Origin of the sequence: Methanosarcina sediminis, assembly GCF_052056915.1 — an archaeon.
GTDB lineage: Archaea > Halobacteriota > Methanosarcinia > Methanosarcinales > Methanosarcinaceae > MTP4.
Window position 1 is genome coordinate 154,521 of sequence record NZ_CP195119.1, and the last position, 24,821, is coordinate 179,341.

At 43.6% G+C, this 24,821-nt stretch carries 17 protein-coding genes and 1 pseudogene; 6 read left to right on the forward strand and 12 right to left on the reverse strand.

What is annotated here, in order from left to right:
• Positions 1 to 63: 63 nt before the first annotated feature.
• Both ACSAZK_RS00650 and ACSAZK_RS00655 read right to left on the reverse strand, forming a co-directional pair.
• Positions 64 to 453 carry a metal-dependent hydrolase gene (locus ACSAZK_RS00650; RefSeq protein WP_440955522.1) on the reverse strand — a complete coding sequence of 130 codons (390 nt, stop codon included), beginning with the start codon at positions 451 to 453 and terminating at the stop codon, positions 64 to 66.
• Between the two features lie 218 nt (positions 454 to 671).
• Positions 672 to 1,490 carry a hypothetical protein gene (locus ACSAZK_RS00655; RefSeq protein ID WP_440955523.1) on the reverse strand — a complete coding sequence of 273 codons (819 nt, stop codon included), beginning with the start codon at positions 1,488 to 1,490 and terminating at the stop codon, positions 672 to 674.
• A gap of 236 nt (positions 1,491 to 1,726) precedes the next feature.
• Here ACSAZK_RS00655 and ACSAZK_RS00660 point away from each other — a divergent pair, with 236 nt between their 5' ends.
• Entirely contained in the window at positions 1,727 to 3,559 is a 1,833-nt protein-coding gene (locus ACSAZK_RS00660; protein WP_440955524.1) for an SUMF1/EgtB/PvdO family nonheme iron enzyme, read from the forward strand.
• A 686-nt stretch (positions 3,560 to 4,245) separates the two neighbouring features.
• Positions 4,246 to 4,893, forward strand: a complete 648-nt coding sequence (locus tag ACSAZK_RS00665) for a CDGSH iron-sulfur domain-containing protein (RefSeq protein WP_440955525.1) — start codon at positions 4,246 to 4,248, stop codon at positions 4,891 to 4,893.
• A 126-nt stretch (positions 4,894 to 5,019) separates the two neighbouring features.
• Here the strand turns inward: ACSAZK_RS00665 and ACSAZK_RS00670 are convergent, their stop codons facing one another.
• The 3 genes and pseudogenes from ACSAZK_RS00670 to ACSAZK_RS00680 all read right to left on the reverse strand — a co-directional run.
• A complete protein-coding gene (locus ACSAZK_RS00670; protein ID WP_440955526.1) occupies positions 5,020 to 6,171 on the reverse strand; it encodes a UvrD-helicase domain-containing protein in 1,152 nt (383 codons plus the stop codon).
• On the reverse strand, positions 6,164 to 7,792 hold the full coding sequence (locus ACSAZK_RS00675; RefSeq protein WP_440955527.1) for an ATP-dependent nuclease: 1,629 nt from the start codon (positions 7,790 to 7,792) through the stop codon (positions 6,164 to 6,166). Before ACSAZK_RS00675 ends, ACSAZK_RS00670 begins: the two co-directional genes overlap by 8 nt.
• Positions 7,793 to 7,857: 65 nt before the next feature.
• Positions 7,858 to 8,018: pseudogene (locus tag ACSAZK_RS00680) on the reverse strand (IS630 family transposase); the annotation flags it as partial.
• A gap of 185 nt (positions 8,019 to 8,203) precedes the next feature.
• Here ACSAZK_RS00680 and ACSAZK_RS00685 point away from each other — a divergent pair.
• Positions 8,204 to 8,674, forward strand: a complete 471-nt coding sequence (locus ACSAZK_RS00685; protein ID WP_440957066.1) for a nucleotidyl transferase AbiEii/AbiGii toxin family protein — start codon at positions 8,204 to 8,206, stop codon at positions 8,672 to 8,674.
• Between the two features lie 123 nt (positions 8,675 to 8,797).
• Here the strand turns inward: ACSAZK_RS00685 and ACSAZK_RS00690 are convergent, their stop codons facing one another.
• The 6 genes from ACSAZK_RS00690 to ACSAZK_RS00715 form a co-directional block, all read right to left on the reverse strand.
• Complete coding sequence (locus ACSAZK_RS00690; protein ID WP_440957067.1) at positions 8,798 to 10,030, reverse strand: APC family permease; 1,233 nt, start codon at positions 10,028 to 10,030, stop codon at positions 8,798 to 8,800.
• A gap of 460 nt (positions 10,031 to 10,490) precedes the next feature.
• Positions 10,491 to 10,850, reverse strand: coding sequence for a GxxExxY protein (locus ACSAZK_RS00695; RefSeq protein WP_440955528.1), 360 nt, complete (start codon positions 10,848 to 10,850; stop codon positions 10,491 to 10,493).
• Positions 10,851 to 11,806: 956 nt separating this feature from the next.
• Complete coding sequence (locus ACSAZK_RS00700) at positions 11,807 to 13,177, reverse strand: APC family permease (protein ID WP_440957068.1); 1,371 nt, start codon at positions 13,175 to 13,177, stop codon at positions 11,807 to 11,809.
• 113 nt (positions 13,178 to 13,290) lie between these two features.
• Complete coding sequence (locus tag ACSAZK_RS00705) at positions 13,291 to 14,619, reverse strand: APC family permease (RefSeq protein ID WP_440955529.1); 1,329 nt, start codon at positions 14,617 to 14,619, stop codon at positions 13,291 to 13,293.
• Between the two features lie 193 nt (positions 14,620 to 14,812).
• Positions 14,813 to 16,348, reverse strand: a complete 1,536-nt coding sequence (locus ACSAZK_RS00710; RefSeq protein ID WP_440955530.1) for an MFS transporter — start codon at positions 16,346 to 16,348, stop codon at positions 14,813 to 14,815.
• Between the two features lie 742 nt (positions 16,349 to 17,090).
• Entirely contained in the window at positions 17,091 to 17,735 is a 645-nt protein-coding gene (locus tag ACSAZK_RS00715; RefSeq protein ID WP_440955531.1) for a hypothetical protein, read from the reverse strand.
• A 531-nt stretch (positions 17,736 to 18,266) separates the two neighbouring features.
• Between ACSAZK_RS00715 and ACSAZK_RS00720 the strand changes: the two genes are divergently transcribed.
• The 3 genes from ACSAZK_RS00720 (at position 18,267) to ACSAZK_RS00730 (ending at position 21,330) form a co-directional block, all read left to right on the forward strand.
• Positions 18,267 to 19,148, forward strand: coding sequence for a substrate-binding domain-containing protein (locus tag ACSAZK_RS00720; RefSeq protein ID WP_440955532.1), 882 nt, complete (start codon positions 18,267 to 18,269; stop codon positions 19,146 to 19,148).
• Between the two features lie 281 nt (positions 19,149 to 19,429).
• Complete coding sequence (locus ACSAZK_RS00725) at positions 19,430 to 20,119, forward strand: ABC transporter permease (RefSeq protein ID WP_440955533.1); 690 nt, start codon at positions 19,430 to 19,432, stop codon at positions 20,117 to 20,119.
• 149 nt (positions 20,120 to 20,268) lie between these two features.
• Positions 20,269 to 21,330, forward strand: coding sequence for an ABC transporter ATP-binding protein (locus tag ACSAZK_RS00730; RefSeq protein ID WP_440955534.1), 1,062 nt, complete (start codon positions 20,269 to 20,271; stop codon positions 21,328 to 21,330).
• A 108-nt stretch (positions 21,331 to 21,438) separates the two neighbouring features.
• On the opposite strand, the gene ACSAZK_RS00735 is transcribed toward ACSAZK_RS00730, so the two are convergent.
• Complete coding sequence (locus ACSAZK_RS00735) at positions 21,439 to 24,489, reverse strand: NosD domain-containing protein (RefSeq protein WP_440955535.1); 3,051 nt, start codon at positions 24,487 to 24,489, stop codon at positions 21,439 to 21,441.
• Positions 24,490 to 24,821: the final 332 nt, after the last annotated feature.

Genomic DNA, 24,821 nt, shown 5'->3' on the forward strand with positions numbered 1-24,821 from the left:
GAGTAATAAAAAGTTGAAAATTGAAACTGCTTAAGCGCACGAGCTTCCCCAAATCCATGTGATTCAGATTTCATCCCAGATGTAAAAGAAACCCAGCAGGGGTAACCTTGCAGGTGTAAATGCGTCCCGTAATAAATGGGAAGCGTAGCCTGCCGCTGCAAAGAAGAGCCCGAAAGCAACTTCATTCCCGGGGTTAGCGGTCAGGACTTCTGCGTAGATATAGATAAAGAATAACAGCACCAGTACAAGGAATAGAATCGAATGGAAAAATTTCCTGTGATATCCGCCCCTTGGTGGTTCCAGCAGGTCAGGCAGCCTGGACCCTATTGCTGCGGATGCAATAGCTAGCAGTATAAATTCAAAGCCGTAGATAAGGCCTCTTGAATTTAAGAACAGGAGGAGAAAGATAGAAACCATTACCCCGATGTACAAATGTTCTTTTCGGCCTGCCATAGTGCATACCACCTTTTCTCATACCATCGGTGTATCGAATAGATAATTGTATACTAAATTTTGTTCAGGCAAATTGTTACATTCAGGAGATATTTATAAAGGATTTTTTATAAGGTAGTCCCTGGTCAGTAATTTTTATCGACTAATTTTTATCAGAGGGCCTGAATCAGGAATTTTTCCAGAGACCCCGTATCAGTATTTTTATCAGGGACCCGGTATCAGGGAATCCTGTAAACCAGGACATAAGCAAAGAAGCTTAAAAACAGCCTTATCGAAGAAAAGGCAATCGAAACCATTGAAAAGGCCAGCAAATAGATATTGAGGGCAAGAATATCCAGGAAAAAGCCGGATAAGTCTGCCTTGAGAAGCAGGGCGATTATGTTTACCAGGAAAATAAAAGAAAATATCGTAACAAAGCCTCTTGAAGCTCCTTTCAGGTCCTCTTTGCTAAGGGCGATGTGAGAGGAAATCCCGATTGCCAGGGCAAAATAGATCCAGAAATTGAGGTTACTCACGTTTTCAGCCGAGAAGATGCTCCCGAAGAGTTCGGCGGTAAGCATGAAGATCTGCACCAGGATCTCGGAGTCCAGCCGGGTGGGTTCAAGGGCCAGAAAGTTCGAAAAGCTGGAAAAAGAACCGGGCAGGAGCAAATACATCCCCAGGATCAGGGCCGCTGTGCCGCTGAAGATGGGCCCCATCCCGATGAAGAAATTGCCGATGTTCTGATAGAGGCTCTTCGGGTCCCAGCCGTGCTGGACGTATCCCAGGACTCCGTCTTTCCTTCTCAGGGCAAGCAGCTTGAACTCCTTTACATTGTGCCTGAAGAGGTAGCACATCAACAGGTGACCTGATTCGTGCACAGGAGTGCCTATCCAGGCAGTCAACATGATGCCTTTCCAGCCAAACACCCTCTGGATGTAGAAATTGGCTCTGTTTCCGATAATGCCGAGAATCAGGCCTATCAGGATGAGGAGACCTGTCACGCAGAAGGTTTCGAACAGGCTCAGCTTTAAAATCGTGAGGAATGTGTTTTCCAATTTTCAACCCCTGGCTGCCGGATAATTGCTAAAAGCCTGCAAGCCTTTTCCATAGTTAAAAGGGTAGATAAGTGCTATTAAAGATTTTCTCAAACAGTAGATTTATCCAGGCATATATTCAAGCATATATTCAAGCATATATTCAAGCATCGTTTTTAATGTGACACGTCCTTTAACTTATAACAAAAATTACTTTTACGATTATAACAAATTGTAATGCGGAGGGTTTTGAGCCTGTGGACCTGGAAATCAAACGTGGGTATGAAGTACTTCCCGACAACACGGTGAGGTTTGGCATCCGTGTGAGCAACTCCGGGAATTCCGCCATTTCGGATGTAGAGGTCATCCTGGATTACAATGATTCGCTTTTCGAGCTTGAAGGCAATATTGTGGAAAAGCTCGGGACGCTTCCCCCCTCAGTCCCACGGACCGCAAAATTCCTGCTAAAACCTCGCGGCTGCGTCCACAGGGAAGAGATCGGGGCGACAGTCCGCTACAAAGACCACAGCTGGGAAAAGCATACCCTTGACATGCGCCCAAAGGAAATCCACTGCGTCTGTCCTTTCCTGAAAGAAAAAGCAATTACAAGGTCCGAATTCCTGAGGCTTTACGATACCGGATACTCGGCTGAACACGGCCTTAATTTCGAAAACATCTCTCCTGAAAAGCTCGTAGAGTTTCTCTCCCACACCTGCAAAAACCGGCTGTACAAAGTTGACGAATTTTCCATCGAAAACGGGAAAGTCCTTTATCTCGCAGGCGAATCTCCCGGAGAAAAAGCATATTACCTGCTCACAGCCGTTGTTCAGGAAGAGGAAGGAATTGTCAGGGTCCTCCTGCATGCAAACTCGGACAAAGCCTTCGGGATCAACGGATTTTTGAACGAAATTCTTGAAAACCTCCGGCACCTTGTGCAAAACGCCGGTGCTGCCAGGGAAATCGGGATTATCAAAAAGGAGCAGGTCATCAACATCATTGACTCGGTAGTGCAGCATACTAATTTTGCAGGAGGAACTGACGCCCCATCGCTTGCTGTTCGGGGGAGTGTGGTGCAGCGGAGCAAAATAGGCTTCCTTGAAGAAGAAGAAGAAAAGGCTAAGAAAACAGAACAAACAATAGCAGAAAAAACCGTACCCGAACAAACCACACCCGAACAAACCACACCTGAAAAAACCACACCTGAAAAAGCCGTTAGACATCCGCCTGAAAAGAAAGCTCCTGCAAAAGAGCCCCTCTCCCGGTCTCCGGAGAAAAAACCCGATAACCCGCCCAAAAAAACGATTCCTGTCCTCGGCCTGATGCTCATCGGCATCCTTCTTGCGGGAGCTTCTGCCGTATTTCTGGACTGGGGTGGAGGTCCCGGAAATCCCGAAACTTACACAAACTCCATCGGCATGGAATTTGTACTGGTCCCAGAAGGAGAGTTCATGATGGGCTCATCTTCAGGCGAAAACGGAGCGGATACGGATGAACGCCCCTTGCATAAAGTTACGATCGGAGAGCCTTTCTACCTGGGCAAATACGAAGTTACCCAGGAACAATGGCAAAAAGTAATGGGAAACAACCCTTCATACTTCAAAGGGGACAGACTCCCGGTTGAAGGGGTTTCCTGGGAAGAAGCCCGGGAATTCATACAAAAGCTCAACGGGATGGAAAAAACCGACAAATACCGCCTCCCCTCGGAAGCCGAATGGGAATATGCCTGCAGGGCAGGGAGCAGCGACAAGTACTCTTTCAATTACGATGTTTCAAGCCTCGAAGAATATGCCTGGTACGATACCAATTCGGGAGATAAAACCCACCCCGTAGGCCAGAAGAACCCCAACCCCTGGGGCCTTTACGACATGCACGGAAACGTCTGGGAATGGGTGCAGGACGGCTGGCACGATTCCTATTACGGGGCTCCTTCCGACGGCAGCGCCCGGGAAAGTTCGAGCAATTCCCTTAAGGTCAGGCGGGGCGGGAGCTGGGAAGGCAGCGCCGGGTACTGCAGGGCAGCCAACAGGGGGAACAGCGGCTCAGGGTACAGGAGTTCAGGGCTTGGGTTCCGGGTTCTGAGGGAATTATGATTTTTTTGAAGGAAATGTAATCAGTTTTCAATTTACTTTTTTTACCTGGTTCCGGAAACCTCTTTATCTCCATGAGAGATCGGTTTTGTAGAAAAGCGATCTAAATCAACCCAGACAGGGTAGCCTTAATTCTACCATTCAACATTTCTGGAAACCTTTTTTTCTATCTGCTTTTCAGGTACCGGCATTCTCACCGGTCAGCTTGCTGACCGGCTTTTCCATAAAGTATATTTAAGAGACTAAAAATTGTATGTAAGTTGCCATAAAATATCTTCAGATGATTTAAAAATCAGAATATTGACATGAGGAGTAGAATAAAAATAAAAGCTCGTATAAATGGTAATGGCAGCCAATGATTGTAGCTAATGATTGTAGCTAATAATGGCAGTTTATTTTGCAAGTACTTTGTCAAGAAGGTGTGTTGTGTACTTTCATTTTTGTGTTTTTTTCATAATTCTAGGAAAGGCCGCTTGCTTACGCAAGCGGTGAGGGCCCTGGAAATCGATACCGGGACAGAAACAAGCAAAATTGGAATTACCATTAAGCCCTGATCCCTGTCACAAAACAGGGCCTTTTCTCTTTTTCCGGAAGCGGATCCTTGTGTGTTATCGGAAACCATGAGCAGATACTTAAGCCGAAAAGGCTAATGTAATACTAACTGACTGCAATACCAGGGGGTGGGACAAGTGGTTTCAGATAGTGAAGAGAAAAAACCTTCAATAAAAGTCATAAAAGACGGCCCGTATCTCGTCAAAAACTTAAAGAAATTCAGGAACTCAAAAGGCGAACACATTGAAACAAAGCCGTCAATGGTCCTTTGCAGATGCGGAAAGTCAGAAAACAAACCCTTTTGCGATGGAGCCCATTCAAAGATCGGATTTTCGGGGAAAAAAGAAGAAGACCGTATACCTGATAAAGTGAAAGATTACAAAGGCGAGAAGATTACCATCCATTATAACAGGGGAGTCTGTGCCCATGCCGAATCCTGCGTTAAAGACGAATCTTCCGTTTTCAGGGTAGACAGAAAGCCCTGGATCGACCCGGATGCTGCGGACCCTGAGGAAATTGAAGAGATTGTCCGGAACTGCCCGTCGGGAGCCCTGAGCTGTTCCAGGGACGGGGTGCCGTATGAAGACGAAACTCGCCCTCCTGAAATTACTATTTGCAAGGACAGTTTCTACAGAGTTGTCGGAAATATCGAACTGGAAGACCCTGACGGTTCGGTCCCGCAATCAAAAGAGCATTACACACTCTGCCGCTGCGGAGCTTCAAAGAACAAGCCGTTTTGCGACGGGTCGCACTGGCAGATTAAATTCAAGGATGAGAAGAACTGAGCATGCAGAGATCGGGGATACTTTTGCTTATTCCTATTTTTAATTATTGAGGATATGGTTATTACCTAATTCCGTTTCCATGATTTACACTCACTCCTGCCAAGTTGGAAGGTAAGAAGATTATAGCTATTCATTTCCATCTCCCCATTTATTCACACCTTCATATTCAATTCCAGTATCATAGTCCATCACAATTGCTACACTATGTTTGGCTCGTGTCAGTGCTACATAAAATTTTGCCTTAGCACCATCGGATAATCCATGAGAGTTATTAGCTATCCAATTAATCATATCGTCAGTGGGATATATCAAAACTCTACCAAAAGTATGCCCTTTTGATTCACCGAAATTCATTACAGGTACATCTGCTAACACATTTTTACGCGAGTCCCATCTCAACTGCATTACGTCGTATTTTTGGGTATACTCAACGATATCATCAGGTTTGAGAAGGAATACTCCTTCATGATCTGTTTCTTGTTGCCTGCAACAAGTACAAGGGAATGTATTTGAATATTCAGGATACAACCGTGAAGAGTACTCACAAATTGCGAGGTTGTTTCTATGTGAAACATTTAATGTAGTTTCATCGACTGTACATCGAGTCCCACGACAATCATTACTTTCTACAAAAGCCTTTATTCGACCATTCTTGTACTTGGCAAATTTACGCTCAATATGTGTTAGATATGTTACTTGACGCGGGTCTCCAACAAGCAAAATAGATGCCGATGATTTAAAAAGTAACTTTATCAGCTCAAGATCATACCCGGCAAGGTCTTGAACTTCGTCAATAGAAATAAAATCATATATTCGAGCAATTCTATCTACAACTGCATTGCTTGACTTGTGATTACATCTCACGACAAATTTGGAAATTTTATCAGAATATATTTTATTTTCTTTGTTGAAGTAATGTTTATGAAAATGCTCCCCTTCACTCCAATAAACGGGCCCATGTCCTCCAGTATAACGAATAGCAGATTGCTTGTTTACCAGCAACATTCCTCTAATATTTAGGTCAAATAAAGATTCGTCGAGACTTCCCTGATACGGTTTCACTCCATGCTGAAGTAAAAACGAGAACCATGTTTGGACCGTGATATTCTTAGGAATACAATTAGCATGATGCCGAATATTTGCCTTTATAGCTACTTCATTCGATTGTGTGTATGTAAGAATAAGAACATTACTATCCGAACGACTCAATGCCTCATTGACTAAATGGGTAGTTTTTCCAGAACCTGCAGCGGCAATAATCAGTTTGTTTTCACTCATTACACCACTTCACGGCATCCTCTATGTATTTGGGATAATTTAGCTTAGTATCACTCTCAAAGACGCAGAGTGCCCATTTGGTCTTGTTATTGATCATGTATTTGCTGATTTTTTCTTCAGTATTATAACTACTACTATTGATTTTAATTGTTGCGCATAACGCAGATAAATCATTACTGTTGGCTTCGACAAATTGTGGTTCCAGTGTTCTTAATTCATTTCGATCATCTGCAAAAATTGAAATGCACTCTATATCCTCAAAGTCGATGTATTTTTCAATAATACAAGTATCGTAATCGCTGTCGTTGTCCGTTATAACCGCCACGGGTTGATTTATTCTTTTCGCAATCTCCAAAAAACGCTTGAAAGTCAAGCCGACTGAAATTACATCAATTCCATCTTCAATAGGCAATTTGCCCTCATTGGCGTCCATGTATGCTTTTTGGAAAATGAGTTCATCTGAATCCCCCTCGACCAAAACAGCTTTACGACAGAGCAAGAGACGTAATGTTTGATAGCCCGGAAGTTTCTTAAAGAATTTAAGGGTGTCACCAGGCAGTTCTGTAAGCTTTGAAGATTGCCGTTCATTAAGTAATATGAGATTTTCTATACCGAGTTTATTTGCCACAAAGCTACTATGAGTTGAAATAATAACCTGTTTTTCTTCGCATTCATCCTCAATGCTTCTAAGCAATTGATTTAATTTTGTGTGCGATAAATGGCTCTCGGGTTCTTCTAACAAAATCAAATTAGCTTCTTGGCTTTTTTTATGCCCTAAAGCGAGGTTGGTTTTAATAATGCACTGCTCACCTTTGCCAATGTGATGAAATGGAATTTCATCAAGATAGGTCATAAGAGTCGTCTCCCATGAATTATGCGTAGCTAAATCAACAGAAATCGAAAGGTCTTTATCAGTTATTTTTGACTTAGTTGTGATTTTTTCATTAATCGCTTTGACAGAATCTGCTTCCCCAAACATTTCTTTCATTTTGCGATATTCTTGTGATATAGCAGCTTTATCTGAATCTTCCAAATCGGCATGGATTATTCGTGAAATATACACATCCGAACCATTTTGATATCGTGAAGACGAAGAATCTATCAAAACAGATTTCATTGGAATACTGCGAGCTGTAACCGATTCCCTTGCAAAAGATTGCCATGATATCCGGTAATATTCGATTGGAATTGATTTTATTTCACCTACTTCTATCAATTCTTCGTATTCATTTTGGTATTCAGGATCAAATTCGATCTTCATGGAAACACCGCATGCGTTTGTTCTTTCACTATTTCCATTGCCTTCAAATCGTGGCAAGTCAGGCCGTTCAAAAAAAATTTCAATACAAATCGATGGAGGAGCCTGTGCATCTAAATTATCATCAGAAATACTTTTGAGATATTCGGATACAGCTTGATGATTAAAAAGGTATTGACTTAATTCATTTTTAAGATACCTTCCATTCAAAATTCCAGTTAGAGCTAAATTAATTGCTTCAAGGATAGTAGATTTGCCTGACTCATTATTGCCAACGAGAATGTTTACACAAGGATTTAGCTCCAAAGGAAATTTTCCATAGTAGCATTTGTAATTCTCGATATTGATTTTTTCTATTTTCATAATTTATCATCTCAATCTCGACCATATTCAACCAGCTCCCATGTTTTGGGGTGTACACAAACCTCTTTCCAGGGTTTGATTTTGTTTTTTAAAAGTACGTGTACTGTTTCATGAGAAATATAATCGATATAGCCAAGCTCTACAACTTTATCAGCTAATAATCTCAATTACATCTTACAAAAACACATATGGTTTTACTGCAACTAAGGGCGACTAAATGGCATTCACATTCATCTTCGGTAAGTGTCAAAATGTATCCACTTATAAGTAGTCCTCTTAGATTATTTATAGATGTTATACAATATAATTTTTACAATCTTTTACTGTTGACGCGACAGTAGTAAAGAAAGCGGAATAAACTTCAGTGATAGGGTCAAGTCAAAAGAAAACATCAATGGTTACCAGATAGACATATATTTCAGGCTTCTTCGACAAAGCGGGACCAGCCCACTCAGGATCAAACTTGACATCACAAAATACGGAGCAGAAAGCCTTCTCTTACCTTCCGTGAAAAGAAAACTCTTACATTTGTATTCAGACGAGTGCTCCGAGACTTTGTTGGTGTATTCAATGAACGAAATTGTAGCTGAGAAATTCCGCTCCCTCTTCCAGCGTACCCGCCCAAGAGACCTTTATGATAGCTGGTATATCCCACAAAAGTTCGACATAAATGATGCAGTAGAAATTTTTCCCAAAAAGTGTAGGACAAAGGATGTTAGGCTGAACATAGAATCCTTGATTGAACGAAAGGAAAACTTCGCTGGGGCCTGGAAAAGTTCACTTGGACATCAACTTAAAGATCTACCTGATTTCGAACAGGTTTTTGGTGAAGTTGTCGAATTCTTAAAAACTTATGTAAATTCCTCAAATGATGCAGGTTAAGCTTTTAGAGTGGGTCGTTCATTTTACAACAAAATGCATGAAAATTAACAAAAATGGGAATTTATACGTATTCAAATGAATAATTCCAATTTACCTTCTGCTCAGACTCTATCACTTTTTTACTTAATACCCTCTTTTCTTCACACCCCTCCAGTACCCTGCCCCCATCAGCAACAGCGGATAAACCACCCACCAGCTGAACCCCGAGACCAGAAATGAAAGTGAAACGAACGAGAGCCCCGTAAAAACCCACCGCTTCCATCCGGTTTCAAGCTTCCAGTACGAGAGTACCACAAAAGCGTAGAGGAAGACAAAGTTCTGGTCCACGATGAGCACCATGGCCGAAATCGGGACTTTGAAGACGTAGGTCGCAGCGATGAGGAGAAGAGAAACTGCATAAAGCGCAAGCAGAGCCGGGACAGGGATCGATCTTCCCGAGAGCTTGCCCAGGGATGCGGGAAAAATCCCCTCGTTTGCTGCAGAGTAAAGTAGACGGCTGGCTGTGAAGTTCCAGGAGCTTGCGTTTGCTACCAGGACGATTACGATCAGCAGGAGCAGCAGGTTTCCGCCCGGGGTTAGCTCGACCAGGCCTGCAAGGCCGGAAGCCCCTTTCAGGGAAACGCCGCTTATTTCGGCCCCGGCTGTCGTAAAGGCTAGCAGGAGGTAGATGAAAACCACCACGGCAAAACTCAGCCAGTAGACCCTTGGGACATTTTTTTCCGGAGACTCAAGTTCACCCAGGGAGAAGGAAAAACTTCCCCAGCCCAGGAAAGCCCAGAAGAGGAGGGCTGCAATTGTCCAGAGGTTTTCGAATTCCACGCTTCCTTCTCCGGAAAGAGCCTCGGGGAGGAGGGAAAGGCCCGTGACAAAAAAGTCCAGGTTAAAAACGGAAATTACAAAGAGCAGAAGGACCAGGACCGCCAGGGCTGCGTAATTGACGAGCGAAACCGCCCGGACGCCTGCAAGGTTGAAAAGGGTCATTGCAGTTACGATTAGCACGGCGAGAAACGGGACGTAATCAAAGGGCAGGGAAAAGAGGCGCTGCACATACTCAGCCCCGATGAGGGTGAGTGCGGGGATTCCGGGAACCGAGCCAAAGACCAGGTAGGCAACGGCATAGCCTCCCCAGGGGCCGACTGCTGCCTCGGCGTAGCGGGCAAGGCCTGCACTTGTCGGGAATTTCAGGCCGAGGGTCGCAAAGATCCGGATCAAAGGAAAGACTATTAGGGAAATCAAAATCCAGCCCAGGACAGCCTCGTAGGGGTTTCCGATCTCAAGGACAAGGCCCGGAAGGCCCAGGAGGCCGGAGCCTATGATCATGGAAACTGCAAGGGCGGCTCCTCTCCAGAGTGTTATTTCTTTTCCAAGCCCGGGACCGGACGTTTTCTGGCCTCCTCCATGTGTCCTCGAGGTTACTTTTACCGATTTGCATAATGAGTTTGTTTTCAGGCCTTAAAGTTCTGGTGTTTGGGCTTTGTAGAAACTCTGACTTTGTAGAAAACCTACCTTAATCAACAATTATAGACTACTGAATTGATTCCAAATATATTCAATAAACCACGGATGAACACAGATAAACACAGATGATGTAGATGACTTTAATCCGTTTTTCTCAGCATCTATTTGTGATTTTTCATTAAGTGCTTATTAAACATCTTATTTATTTCAGGTTAAAACCATAATTGGGAATCGAAACGATAGTTATCTGGTTTAGATAGCAAAATCCTGCAGATTGTATGGTTCCCGAGGGTTTCTTCTTTGATATACAGAGGGTGTGTGGCGTGTAGAATTGAACCACTGATAGACGCGGATGATTTCATAACACAATCCTCTTCCATTCAAGCCGTGAGCGTTTGAAATTAAGAATCAGGCCAACTCTCAGATCCGTAATCTTAAGATAGTTCAAAATCTGGCCGATATCATTGTCTGTGATTTTATCAATCACTTTTGTGTCAACGACGATTTGATCAAACAGGATAAGATCCGGGATATATTCTCCAACTTTCACGTCTTTATATATTACTTCAAAATGCTGTTGCTGCTTGAATGGTATGGAACGCAAGCCAAACTCGACCACAAGAGCATTTTCATATGGCTTCTCCCGCAAACCGTGTCCAAGAGTGTTCAAAACTTCCATAGCACAGCTAATAATCTGCCATGTTTCATCTTCTAACATAAATCTGCATGGGTTGGGTTCCATAAGTGTTTCTTCCTCAAGTTTTGGATCATGAAATAGAAATATGAATGAACACAGATAACTTTAATCCGTGTTTATCCGTGTTCATCTGTGGTTTTTCATGGGGTACTCATTTAACATCTTTGATTTAAATTCAACCTTTATACCCATAATTTGGAATCGATGTAAAATAGTGAATTGATTAAAAATTATTGACAGAACTCTGGAATTTGAAATCGGCCGAAAGGTAAAGGTAGAGAACCACTGATGAACACGGATAAACACAGATTTGGGCCATTAGGAATGGTGAAAATATAACTTCAGATTTTCAGATCGGGAGTGCTCTATGGGTTTCCCGTTAAAGAACCATGGATGGACACGGATAGACACAGATTTTAAGCCATCCGTGTTCATCTGTGTTCATCCGTGGTTTATACCCATAATTTGGAATCGATACACTACCTTAATCAACCATTATAGGGTAGCTGTAATTCTCCTGTTCAGCTTTTCCTAAAATCTTTTTTCGGCTTGCTTTATAGGTACCGACATTATCACCGGTCGTCTTCGACGACCGGCTTTTCCAGAAAGTACATTTAAATGACTAAAAATAGTAAGTAAGTAAGTGAGTGAGTGAGTGAGTGACCAAAAAATATGTCTGGATAACTAAAAAATCAAAATGTGACGTAAAGTGAGTTGAATAAAAAGAAAAGCCAATAAAGCTAATAAGGCCAATAATTGCGGTTTATTTTGCAGTTGCTTCTTTTCAGAAATTTCAGGAAGGGCCGCTTTCTTCGAAAGCGGTGAGGGCCCTGGACACTATATGAAGATCAAGACCTGACTTGGAATTAAATTTAAGATATGTCACAAAGCAGGGCCATTTTAAGCAATATGACAGGATTTGTAGGAAGCCGTTTTTTGGCTTTTAACTTGCCTCATCCTGTCAGCATCAATAGCATTCAGTGCTGAAACCCGGCCGGCAGTTCACTTTCATCCGGGCTGACCACGTACTGCGTTTCTTTCTCAAGCAGCTTCTCCTTTTCGGAAACGGTCCACCTGTAGTATCCGAGCCCTATCAGGAAGACCGGATAGATAATTTCCCAGGTAAAGCCCGAGACAAGAAAGGCAAGGGAGGCAAGGGAAAGTGCTGAAAAGACCCATCTCTGCCACCCGGATTCGGCCTTCCAGTAGGCAAGGATGATGAAGGCATAGAGGAAGACGAAGTTCTGGTTAACCAGCAGGATCAGGTCCGAGACCGAAATCTCGAAGACGTAGCTTGCCAGGACCAGGGCAAAGGATGAGATGAAAAGGACTGCAAGGGCTGGCACAGGGATGCCGCGCACGGACAGTTTTCCCAGGCTTTCAGGGAAGATTCCGGTCCTGCCACCGGAAAAGATCAGACGGCTGGCGGTAAAGTTCCAGGAGCAGGCGTTTGCTGCGACCACTATGACCATGAACCAGACCAGAAGGTCTCCTCCGGGGGTGAAGCGAACAAGGCCTGAAAGCCCGGCTGCACCCTGGAGAGGGACTCCGGCTGCTTTTGCTCCTGCGCTGATAAAGGCAAGGAGGAGGTAGATCGAGGTGACCAGGACAAAGCTCAGCCAGTAGAGGCGGGGGACGTTTTTCTCAGGGTCCTTGATTTCCCCGAGGGAAAAGGAGAGGTTCTCCCAGCCAAGGAAAGCCCAGAAGAGGAGGGCTGCAATGGCCCAGAGGTGCTTCGGGTCAACGTTTGCGCCCATGCCTGCACCTGCATTTGCACCCATACTCAGGTTCAAACCCACCTTAAGGGCTTGAAGGGCAATTTCGAGCCCTGCAGATAAAAAGTTCAGGTTGAAGAGAACAAGCAGGCTCAGCAAAAGAAAGAGCACGGCAAGGGCTGCATAATTGATCAGGGAGACGGCCCTTATGCCTGCCAGGTTTGAAAGGGTCATCAGGACTATGAGGAGAACTGCAAAAAGAGCAATACCCAGCTCGGAAAGGGGTATTAGCTGCTGCACGTATTCGGCTCCGACCAGGGCAACGGCGGGGAGCCCGAAGATAAAAGAGCCACCGACCAGGTAAGAAACCGCATACCCGCCCCAGGGACCCACGGCTTCTTCGGCGTAACGGGCAAGGCCGGAGGTGGAAGGGAATTTCAGGCCCAGGCGGGCACAGATCTGGATAAGGGGTACGGCGACAAGGGAGATAAGGAGCCAGCCGAGGACTGCCTCGTGGACGTTTCCGGCATCAAGGGCCAGGCCGGGAAGCGCAAGGATGCCTGTTCCGATAAGCATACAGATTGCAAGCCCGAGGCCCCGCCAGAGGGTTATTGTTTTTTCAAGTTCTGCCATTTTTTCGTCGCCGTACATTTAACATTTCAATATATATTCTTTGGCGGGCGGAAATCAAGCATTATTTCCACTGGAAATCCATCAACGCATTATTCAGGACATCAGACAGCACATCAGGCAGCACATATCTCCTCTTCCCGGCTCTCGTTTTCACGGGTCTGGCGCCGGTTTTTCCTGACAAAACCGTAATACCCAAGGCAGGTCAGAGCAATGGAATAGAGGATCTTCCAGGTAAAGCCCGAGACCAGGAAGGAGAGGGAGAGCAGGGAAAGGGCCGAGTAGACCCAGCGTCTCCATCCGGTTTCGATCTTCCAGAAGGAAAGCAGGATGAAGCCGTAGAGGAAAAGGAAGTTCTGGTTTGTGAGCATTATCAGGGAAGAAAGCGGGACCTTGAAGATCCAGGTTCCCAGGATCACAAGCACGAAGACCACGTACATGCTCAGGATGCATGTCATGGGCTGCCCGTGTTTCGAAAGCTTCCCCAGATATGCGGGCAGGATTCCTTCCTTTCCCGAGGCGTAGAGGAGGCGGCTGGAGGCAAAGTTCCAGCAGGTCACGTTCGCCACGATAACGATTGCCATCAGCCAGATCAACAGGTTTCCCGGAGGCGTGAATTTGACCAGTTCCACAAGCCCGGACGCCCCTGCAAGGGGGACTCCGCTCGCATCCGCCCCTATGCTCGTTACGGCCAGCATCAGGTAGATGAAAATTGTCAGGATAAAGCTAAGCCAGAAGACCCTGAATACGTTCTTTTTCGGGTCCTGGAGTTCCCCAAGCCCGAAAGACATGTTTTCCCAGCCCAGGAAAGCCCAGAAGAGGAGGGCGGAAATCTTCCAGACCCTGTAGGGGTCAAGGGTACCAAAATCTCCTCCTGCAATTGCAGATACGCCTTTGGAAAGGGCTTCCATGGAAAAGCCTAAGCCTGAGGCAAAGAAATCGAAGTTGAAGTAAGTGAGAGCCGCAATCAGGAAGAGAAGCACGACTACGGCTGCATAATTGAAGATCGAGACAAGCCTGACCCCGGCTATCGTGATGAAGGTCATGGCTGTGACTATAAGAATTGCAAGCAGGTAAACCCCGGATGGAGGAAGGTCAAAGAGGTGCTGAAGGTATTCCCCGCCGATAAGAGCGACCATGGGTTCCCCGATCATAAAAGAGCCGCAGACAAGGGCCGTTACCGCATACCCTCCCCATTCCCCGACAGCTTCCCTGGCATAAAGGGAAATGCCTCCCGAATACGGGAACTTTACCCCGAGCCTGGCGCAGATCTGGATCAGGGGCATTGTTGCAAGGATGATCAGGAGCCAGCCGAAGACCACTTCCTGCACTGTCCCTACGTCCGCCACAAGGCCCGGGAGGCCCAGCAGCCCGGAACCTATGACCATCAGCATGGCAAGCACCACACCGCGTCCAAGAGTAACTGTTTTTTTAAGCTCGGTCATTTTTTATCCCTTCCGAATCAATAAAGTATGAGAGTAAACATAAAAAATTGGGTTAAGATTAAGGTTAAGATCTTGATAAGAAACTGAGCAAACACCTTCCACCCCTATAACTTTTGCGCTTTTTTACCGGCAACCGGGGAAATCTAACTAAAAAATTAGAAATTGAAGGATACTCAAACATACCCTTAAAGCCCTACCTTAGCGTCTTCTCTCGACACATTCTCTCAACATCCTCTTCAAAATCTTCTTCACGCCTGACCCTGCCCCTACCAAGCGAAGCAAAGACCCCGATAAAGCAGAGTACCGAAAAAAGGGAAAAAGCCGTATGCACACTGGTCAGGAGTTCCGAGTGGTACTCAGCCGTAATCTCCACCCTGCCGATGAAGATCGAAAAAATCATCATGGAAAGTCCCATGCTCAACATCTGCCCTATCAGGCGCATGGTACCCATGGTCCCGGAAGCGACCCCGTAATAGCGTCTTTCCACGGAGCTCATGATGGCGTTGGTGTTGGGGGAAGAAAAGAGGGCAAAACCGAGCCCGAGTACCATGAGGATCGCCATAATGTTCCGGAGCGGGGTCTCTTCGGTAAGGAAACTGAAGGCTAAAAGGCAGACAGCTGCAAGCCCCATTCCCACGGATGCCACGACCCTGGGCTCGACCCTGTCCGAGAGCTTCCCCGCAAAGGGGGAAAAGAGCGCCATCACAACCGGCTGGGCAACAAGCACGCTGCCCGCAGCCAGGGGAGAGAGCCCCTTGTTGAACTGGAGAAAGAGGCTCAGGAGAAAGGCAACCGCAGCAGTCGCACTGTAATTGATAAGGGCTGCAAGGTTCGAGAGGGCAAAAGTATGGTTGTCCCGGAAGAGCCGCAGGTTAATAACCGGGCTTGCCGCCTTCATCTCCCAGAAGACAAAGCCCAGGAACCCCGCAAACCCGGCTGCAAGAAACGCATAAGCCGTCTGTTCCGGCACAAGGGAAAGCCCATAGATCAGGGAAAAGAGCATGAAGCCGTAAATCAGGGCTCCGACGGAATCGAACTTTTCCTTTTTCAACCCCGTATCCTCTATCTTCAGCATGACCGCGAAAAACGCCGCACAGGCCCCTACCGGCACGATCGAGAAAAAGATGCTCCTCCACCCAAAAGTCTCCGCAAGTACCCCGCCCAGGAAAGGCCCTGTCGAAAGCCCGATGTACACCGCCGAAACATTGATCCCGAGCACCCTTCCCCTCTCATTTGCCGGAAAAACCGCAGTCAGGAGGGCAACAGCCGTCGCATAGATCATCGCACCCCCTACCCCCGCCAGCATCTGGCAGCCTATAAGCATGGGAACAGACCTTGCAAAAGCACAGAGGCAGGCAGCCCCGGTATAAACCCCTATCCCGTAGATGAAAATCTTCCTCATCCCGTAGAGATCCGCAAGCCTCCCGAAAGGTATCAGGAGCACTGCCGAAGTCAAAAGGTAAGTGGTCGGGATCCAGCCCAGCAGCACCGCATTTGCCCCGAACTCCCTTCCAATCAGCGGAAGCGCGATATTAATGGAAGACGCAATGTAAGGCGACAGGAAAGAAGCAATAGTCGCTGCAATGAGGACGCACTTCCTTTCCATGCTGCTGCACTCGATAGCCGGGGAAGGGGGTTTCGGGGAATTCATGATCGTTAGGTCCTTTTTTTCGGTGTTGTAGGGCGGATAGCTGTGAGGTCTGGACAAAGGAAATAGAGCTTGTTTCACAGAATTGAGACTAAATTAGAGTATGGAGAATCAGTTTTGCTCCGATGTTTAAAGACCTTTCCAAATAATCTCGACAGGTCTTTGGCTAATTATTTAGATTCCCAGAAACAGGGACGTTGCAGAAGCTGAAGTCAGGTACCGGCACTCTCACCGGTCAGCTTGCTGACCGGCTTTTCCGGAAAGTATATTTTAATAACTAAAAAGTTCATCCAGATGACTGTGAAATGTATTCAGGTAACCAAAAAGTATATCCCGATGACTGAAAAAATGTATTCAGGTAGCCAAAAAGTGCATCCAGACAGTGGAGAGGAGAGCTCAGAAAAGATATAACGATTAATTTTGGAATCAGTACAGCAGAATAGGCAGCAAATTTTGACTTTTTAAAAAGAGTTCTTGAAATAAGTTCTTTAAATTAAAGTCGAATTTAAGCTACTATCCGGCAAAATGAGGTTGGTCCAATTAAATTCCCAATCTTTTTCAATTAATTTTTAAGAAAAAGCCGGTCAGCAAGCTGACCGGTGAGAACCCGGGGTTTTGAGATCGATCACACCCCGGCTAGACTGGATACGGAGGAACAGTCATTCCCAATGTTATTCATTTTACCCTAAAACCTCATCCTTTTTATTCCCATCGTTTTTATTCAGCTTTTTTTATACTGTACTTTTTATTAAGGTTCTTATCAGGTTATTATTCAGTCTTTTATTCCCATCCTTCTTTATTCCCGGCTTTTTTATTCCCAACCTTACTCCTTCTTCTCAAGGCAGATCAGTTCTTCGCAATACGGAAGTTCCTTAATCATCCAGGCGCAGAATTCCCTCCACTCTTCAAGCTTGTGGTTCCGGCGCTGGAAGTAGATGTTCCGGAGTTCGGCGTAGTTGGTGATGACGGTACGCTTCTGCATAAAGGCGCTCGGAAGGTCCTGCACAAGTTCCCTGAAGACCTCTTTCCGGTATGCGGCGTCCTCCTCATTTTCCCCTCTGCAGGAGTTGTAGGTCTCAATCAGCTCGTTCAGGTGTTCGACCTGGGCTTCCCGGTATTCGGTCACAGTGTCAAAGGAGAAGTCCCGGAGGGTCAGGGGGCGGCTGGTGAGCTTGTGCATGGTGGAGCAGGAGTTCTTCTCCACGAACTTGTAAGTGTCAAATTCCTTCCACCAATAAAAGGGAGCGTTGATGTCAAAGCAGACCGGGATGAACCTGAGGAACTTTGAATGTTCCGTGCCTGCCAGGGTCAGCATCTGGGCAAGTCTAAGGTCCTTTTCCCCGAGCTGGCAGTTTCCGTCCTCTTCCGGTTCACTGCTGTCCATCAGGTGCCAGGAATTTTTCGGGTTTCGCATGCCCTGGATTGCGTAGTAGATGTTATAAGTGCCGTGTAACTCGATTTCGATCATGGGAGCGCCTCTTAAGCCAGTTTGTAACTATGGTTTGGCTGTGATTAACTGTGATTAACTGTGATTACGACCGGTTTTAAATATTTATTTTACATGGAAAGGGAGTTCAGTTAGACGCTGGTTAAAAAGAACTTAAAGCGTCCTTAAGCTCTTCATTGTCTTTAAGCCCTCCATGCATACAGACAAGCTGCCTTGAAGTATGGATTCAATATTATTTTTCAAAAGTGCCTGTTCTATATCGGAAGTTCTGCATATAACCGTTTTCATTAATATATAAAAAAAGAAGAAAAGAAAACAGGAAAAACCTGGAGTTTCAGTCGCGAAATAAGTGTACACATTGTCTTCGTTTTTCTTCACTGTCGGAAGTGGACTACAGATTGAGTTTTAATATTTGAGAAGAGTTGCTGCAGGTAGATCTCTACCGTTTTCAGGAAGATCCATGGAACCTATAGTCGCCTTTGAACAGGCATCACTGGCTTTTCGGATAGGTTCTAAATATTAATAAAACACTATAATAACCGGGGGGATAAAATGAATCGAAGAAACCTTGCTATTATTGGCATACTGGTAGTATTGGTTGCAGTTGCCGGTATTTATGCTTATACATCTACACAAGCAGATACATCGCGATTAATAGTTTCTACTACAACCAGTTTGGAAGATACGGGGCTTTTGGAAGAAATAGAAACAGCATTTGAGGAGGAATATTCCGGCGTAGACGTGTCAGTTATATCCGGAGGTACGGGTATAGCCCTGCAGTACGGTGAAAGAGGAGACGCTGATGTTCTTCTTACTCATGACAAAGTTCGGGAAGAGGAATTTGTTGAGAACGGATTCGGTACGGAGCGTACGGAAATAGCATATAATTATTTCTGGATTGTGGGGCCTGAAGATGATCCCGCAGAAATAAGCGGCCTTAATGCTACGGAAGCATTTGCAAAGATAATGGAAAAAGGCCAGAATAATCCCGATAAGGTTAAATTTGCATCTCGTGGAGATGATTCCGGTACACATGCAAGGGAGAAACTAATCTGGGAAATGACCGGCGTAAGCTATGATGAGGTTAGCGGTTCGGGTGCATGGTACATTGAAAGCGGCAGAGGCATGGGGCAAACCCTTTTACTCGCCAGTGAACAGGATGCTTATACTTTAACCGATTCCGGGACTTTTCTTGCATATACGCAGGAAGGAAGAATCCAGATTGTACCAATAGTAACAACAGGCGATGAATTACTCAATATTTATGCAGCTATGCCGGTAAATCCGGAAAGGCATCCGGTTAACTATGAGGGTGCCCAAAACTTCGTAGACTTCCTTGTTTCTCCGGAAGGACAGGAAATAATTCAAAATTATGGTGAAGAACAATATGGAGAGCCACTTTTTAATCCGATATCAGAGGGGTTGCCATCCTGAGTCTGAGGGTTTAAACCCTTAATTATTTTTCAGCCGGAATTCCTTAAACAAACTGATGTAGCCGTATAAACTATGAGATTACTATAGTCTTGAAATTAAATACTTACACTTAATTTATAACCACGGAAGACACGGAAAGCACGGAAGGATTGGGCCATTATTCACTTTATTCCGTGTTTTCTGTGTTTTCTGTGCTTTCCGTGGTTAAACTTTTACTTGAGATTGGTGAAATAATTTAGGTCCTTGACTATAAATTTCAAGGATCAAGTTCAGGTGGTCGCTTGAATGAAATTATCCAGGCAATTTTACAGGCAATAGAATTAATCGTAGAACTTGATCCGGAATTGATTAGGATAACGAAATTAAGTCTTTATATTTCATTAACCGCAACCCTCATAGCTTCCTTAATATCAATCCCGATTGGCGGAATGATCTACTATTACGAATTTCGAGGAAAAAGAACCCTGATAAATCTCATTCAAACCCTTTACAGCATTCCTACGGTTATAATTGGGCTTTTTCTTTTCCTGTTGATATCTCAACAGGGCCCTTTCGGATTTTTAAACCTTCTTTTTACTCCCACCGGAATGATAATAGGGCAGACATTGCTGATACTGCCGATTCTCATTGGATTTACTATCACTGCTCTTGTTGGGGTTAGTATCCAGATAAGAGAATTGGCAATATCTCTGGGGGCCAGTACATATCAAACAATAATTACCATCATAAAGGAAGCTCGTTATGCTATAATGAGTGCTATAATACTTGGTTTTGGAAGGGCTATATCAGAAGTGGGAGTTGCCATACTTATTGGAGGTAACATCAGAGGTTTTACAAGAAATTTTACCACTGCCATATCTCTTGAAACATCCAGAGGGAACCTGGTACTTTCGATAGCTTTAGGATTCATACTTCTTTCCCTAGCGCTAATAATCAATTTATTAATGAATTATCTGCAGGGTAAAGATTAAAGAAATCAGCAGTTAGTCAGGTTGATGAAATCAGCAGTTAGTCAGGTTAATGAAATAAACAGTAAGTCTTAATGAATTAACAGTAAGTCAGGTTAATGAAATAAACAGTAAGTCAGGTTAACGAAATAAACAGTTAGTCAGGTACAACGATGCATATAGTAGAACTGGAGGAAGTTTACAAAAATTATGGAAATCTCCAGGTCCTCAAGGATATTAACGCGCGAATAGAAAGGGGAACCAGCACTGCTCTTGTCGGACCAACGGGATCTGGAAAAACTGTTATGCTCAGATTAATTGACTTACTGGAAAAACCGTCTTCCGGAACTATATATTTCGAAGGTAAGGATGCTAATGAATCCGGCAATACCCGCTTGAATGTAAGAAGGCAAATCGGAATGGTTTTTCAAAAGCCCCTTGCTTTTAAGGCCAGCGTTTATGATAATATTGCCTACGGTTTGAAAATCAGGGGAAGAAAAGAGAATATGGATGAGAGGATTAAAGAAATCCTTGACTTGATTGGTCTTCCTAATTACGAAAATAGAAATGCGCTTAAATTATCGGGCGGAGAAACCCAGAGGCTTGCACTCGCACGGGCAATGATTACGGATCCCAAATTACTATTACTGGATGAACCGACTGCAAACCTTGACCCTATATCTAAAAAGAAACTGGAGGAGTTGATCATAAAAATTAACCGTGAATCCGAAACAACCATTCTAATGACCACTCATGACCTTTTACAGGGTCAAAAGCTTGCGGATGAGATGATAATACTTTACAATGGCGAGATTTTGCAATCCGGAACGCCTGACAGGATATTTAGAAAACCGAAAAACAGGTTTGTAGCTGATTTTGTTGGTATCGAAAATGTAATGAGCGGTGAAATTGAGAATGTTTCGGATGGTCTGGTAAAAATTAAAACCGATTCGATAACCGTATTTACTTTAACAGAAAAAAAAGGTAGAGTTAATTTTACCGTACGCCCAGACGAGATAACAGTATCCAAAGAAAAGATGCTGACCAGTGCCAGAAATACGATTCCGGGCAAAGTTACTGAAATAATTGACACCGGATCGCTTATAAAACTATCAGTAGACACCGGCGAATTATTCACTGTTTTTATAACTCGCGAATCCCTTAAGGAACTCAATATTTCTATAGGAACCAGTGTCTGGCTATATTTTAAAGTATCCGCCGTTCACGTATTTTAAATCACAAATGGTTGATTTGGTTTTTTAGAATATTCTTCATGGACATATTTTTTTATATAGTTAAAATAAGGGTAAAGGGTTGCAGGCCCTTCAACCATTGGTTTGATCTTAGTTCTGATCTTTTCTCATTTTCAGGAGATACATCCCTGAAAGAATTCCAGAGATTGCAAACAGAGCCGTAAAGCCAGGGCTTTTCTTTTCTTTCTGTTCTGCAGGAGCAGAGACTTCACTATCCTTCGAGCCTTTTTCTACATTTTCAGCTTCCAGCCCACCTTCCGGGCTTATAGCAACTGCTTTACCTTCACCTGCAATTGCAAACGGGGAAAAGCCCGGAGTTTCGGCAGTGAAATAGAAGTACTCATCATCTTCGTCTGCCATCACTGTCGGAAGCGCATTCCAGACTCCATCATGGTACCTGTAAAGAGTTACTGCATGCAGATCTATACCGTTTTCCATGATCCAGCTTTTCTCAACCTTGAAACCGATAAGCGCATTTTCAATGTTTTCAGGGGTTCCCAATCCCTCGTTTCCGACCCAGATGTTTACGTTTTTGTAAACGACTCTTGGAGGCAGCTCCGGAACAATCTTTGATTTTCCTTTCAGCATCTCGACGATGGTTGTTGTTTTCCCGAAAGTCCTCTTTGCATCGAATTCAACGCATCTGACGCACGTCGCATTCCTTGTAAACTCAAACTTCACGTGGTTTCCGTTGGTAACGAATGCCTGGGAGAGCTCCTTGCTTTCAACGTTGCTTGCAGGTTCCGGGGAACCGCCCCCTCCGCCTCCACTGCTGCTACTGCTGCCTTTGTTGCCAACATCATTTTTTCCAGAATCTTCTTTTAGGACGGTTATGTTAACAAGCTTTGAATCAATACCAAAACCATTGATTGCAGTGAAGTTAACTGTATACGTTCCAGATTCGACATAAGAGTGAACTACAGTTTCGCTAGTTGAATCCACCTTTCCATCATTTTCGAAATCCCACACTCGATCAGATGCATTTTCAGAAAGGTCGACGAAAAGAATCGAAAGAGGAGCATAACCTTCCGTGACATTCGAACTGAAGTTTCCATCAGGGGTTATCGGTTCAGGTACCTTAAGGGGCAGATAATCAATAACTCCTCCGCCTAGGTCATAGAATTCATCACAGATGCCATCCAAATTGGCATCCTCATGCGTCTGGCTAAAGCCACTTCCATCAGGCTTTGCCCAATAGTTTCCACCTAGGAAGTTTCCATCGACAATGTTTCTACAATATTTTTTTGTCGTGTTCCAAGAATTACCAGAGTTTGTTCTTTCTGAACCTATGTGATTTGTGCTGTTGAAGTAATTGTTATAAATTGTGTTTCCACTGGAACCAGATAGATAAAGTCCGTTGCGATTTGAAATCAATGTGTTTTCTGTAAGGCAGCTATTGAACGAATTCCAAATGTGGACACCTGCGAATTTATTTTTTGTAATTTTATTTCCACTCAGATTGTTGTAACCAGAGTGACTCAGAAAGATACCTGCAGCCTTGTTTTCGGTTGCGTTATTTCCATTCAAATTGTTGATACTGGAAGAAAATAGGAAGATTCCATGAGTGTTTGATTTAACAAAATTCCCAGTCAGGTTATTTTTGCTGGAATACTCCAAATTAATACCCAGTGAATTGTTTAATGCGGTGACGTTTTTCAACTCTGAATTTCTAGTGTTGTAAAGACATATGCCATATCCATTCATTTCAAGTAGCAGATCTTTAATAGAAGCATTTTCACAGTTGATAAGATATACTGTCCCTGCATTTGAAGAGGAATTGAGTATAATGTCAACCTCATCTACGAAATAATAAATTGGTTTTTCGTCCACGAGATTGCTTGTGTCAATTAAATTCGTGTCTAAGTAATTACCAAATGCTATGAAATTATGTGTATTATTCCACATGAGATTACGGGTGAGAATGCAATTACTGGAATGATCTATATATAAACCGCTAAATGCACCCTCGGTTATGTAATTTTGAGTCAGGTTATTTTTTACAGAATGGTCCAGAACGATACCACGGTAGCTATTTTCAATTGCATAATTACCGTTAAGAGTGCTGTTTTTAGAATCAATAAGAGCTATACCAAAAACATTGTTGCATACAGTATTGTTTTTCACAGACGAATTTGTTGTATTATAAAGACAAATTCCATAACCATTTTTTTCAAGCCATAGGTTCTGAATAGATACGTTTTTGCAGTTAATCAGATAAACTGTTCCTGCATTTGAGGAAGAATTGAGTTTAACTTCAGAATCATTTACAATATAATAAATTGGTTTTTTATTTACAAGATTACTTGTATCAACAATATTGGTGTTCAGCAAGCCATGATCTACCATGAAATTGCAAGTGTTATTCCACATGAGATTACAGGTGAGGTTGTTTTTGCTGGAATACCTCAGAGCAATACCTAAACTGTTTGAAGTGGCTTCGTTACTTACAAGAATGTTATTGCTGGAAGAATCCAAATCTACACCAATCCTTCTGTTTGAACTCGCCAAGTTACCAACCAAATCATTGTTATCACTGGAAGCACGTAGAGTGATTCCGTCATTATTTGCAAGTGCTATGTTAAAGGCCAGAGAATTATTTTTAGAATCAGCTAAAGAAATGCCATAATAGTTAGAGTTTGCCTTATTATGAATCAAAACATTATTGTTGGAAGAAGATAGATAAATACCATTTAGATTGTTCAATAATATATTATCGCTTATGTTAACTCCTGAAACATTATGAAGATAGACTCCTGCTCTACCATCATTTGAAGCACCTCTTATGGTAAACCCATTGATTTCAACATAATCCACACTCACATTGAAAACATGATAATATGAACTAACAGTTTTTACAATAGTATCTTCCGGGTTCCCGGAAAAAGATCGAATGCTTAGATTTTCCACATTCACATTTACATTTTCCTTATAAATCCCCGGGTAAACAAGAATAGTATCCCCTTTGTGTGCACCGTTCACAGCCGCCTGAATGGATGTATAGTCCGCACTCGAACCTATATTGTTATCCACGGTTATTGTTTCTGCAGCCGCAATCGTTGTTATGCTAAGCGCCAGAACTAACATTGTCGCAAATGCAAGTGTACATGAAATTGCTCTGAATTTTCTGGTCATCCTGTTCATTTCCCGGAAACTCACTTATGGTTTAGTATCTACCTAGAAGCTCCTCACTTTTATTGAAAAATAATAAATTTAAAAACAGTTTTACAAATAAATTCATAAGTTTCTATTAAATTCCTACCCAATCCTTTAAAAAGTTGCGCAGTTGAAATATATCGAAGGAATAATTTAAATTTTTACGACCTTAGACTGTTATCCGGGGTCTGGTAAGCCCCGCAAAGCTCGGTCCTTATTTTGAGAATCGGATTTGAGGTTTTTAGGGTTAGTTACGAAAAAATTACAGGGTTCACAAAAAAGGATTTATAAGAAAAAGCCGGAATCGCATCAAAAAAAGA

Bases quoted from the DNA above. Each gene is read 5' to 3' on its own strand.
- ACSAZK_RS00650 (WP_440955522.1), bottom strand. From the start codon at position 453: ATGGCAGGCCGAAAAGAACATTTGTACATCGGGGTAATGGTTTCTATC.
- ACSAZK_RS00670 (WP_440955526.1), bottom strand. From the start codon at position 6,171: ATGAGTGAAAACAAACTGATTATTGCCGCTGCAGGTTCTGGAAAAACT.
- ACSAZK_RS00675 (WP_440955527.1), bottom strand. From the start codon at position 7,792: ATGAAAATAGAAAAAATCAATATCGAGAATTACAAATGCTACTATGGA.
- ACSAZK_RS00695 (WP_440955528.1), bottom strand. From the start codon at position 10,850: ATGTTAGAAGATGAAACATGGCAGATTATTAGCTGTGCTATGGAAGTT.
- ACSAZK_RS00700 (WP_440957068.1), bottom strand. From the start codon at position 13,177: ATGGCAGAACTTGAAAAAACAATAACCCTCTGGCGGGGCCTCGGGCTT.
- ACSAZK_RS00705 (WP_440955529.1), bottom strand. From the start codon at position 14,619: ATGACCGAGCTTAAAAAAACAGTTACTCTTGGACGCGGTGTGGTGCTT.
- ACSAZK_RS00715 (WP_440955531.1), bottom strand. From the start codon at position 17,735: ATGATCGAAATCGAGTTACACGGCACTTATAACATCTACTACGCAATC.
- ACSAZK_RS00720 (WP_440955532.1), top strand. From the start codon at position 18,267: ATGAATCGAAGAAACCTTGCTATTATTGGCATACTGGTAGTATTGGTT.
- ACSAZK_RS00730 (WP_440955534.1), top strand. From the start codon at position 20,269: ATGCATATAGTAGAACTGGAGGAAGTTTACAAAAATTATGGAAATCTC.
- ACSAZK_RS00735 (WP_440955535.1), bottom strand. From the start codon at position 24,489: ATGAACAGGATGACCAGAAAATTCAGAGCAATTTCATGTACACTTGCA.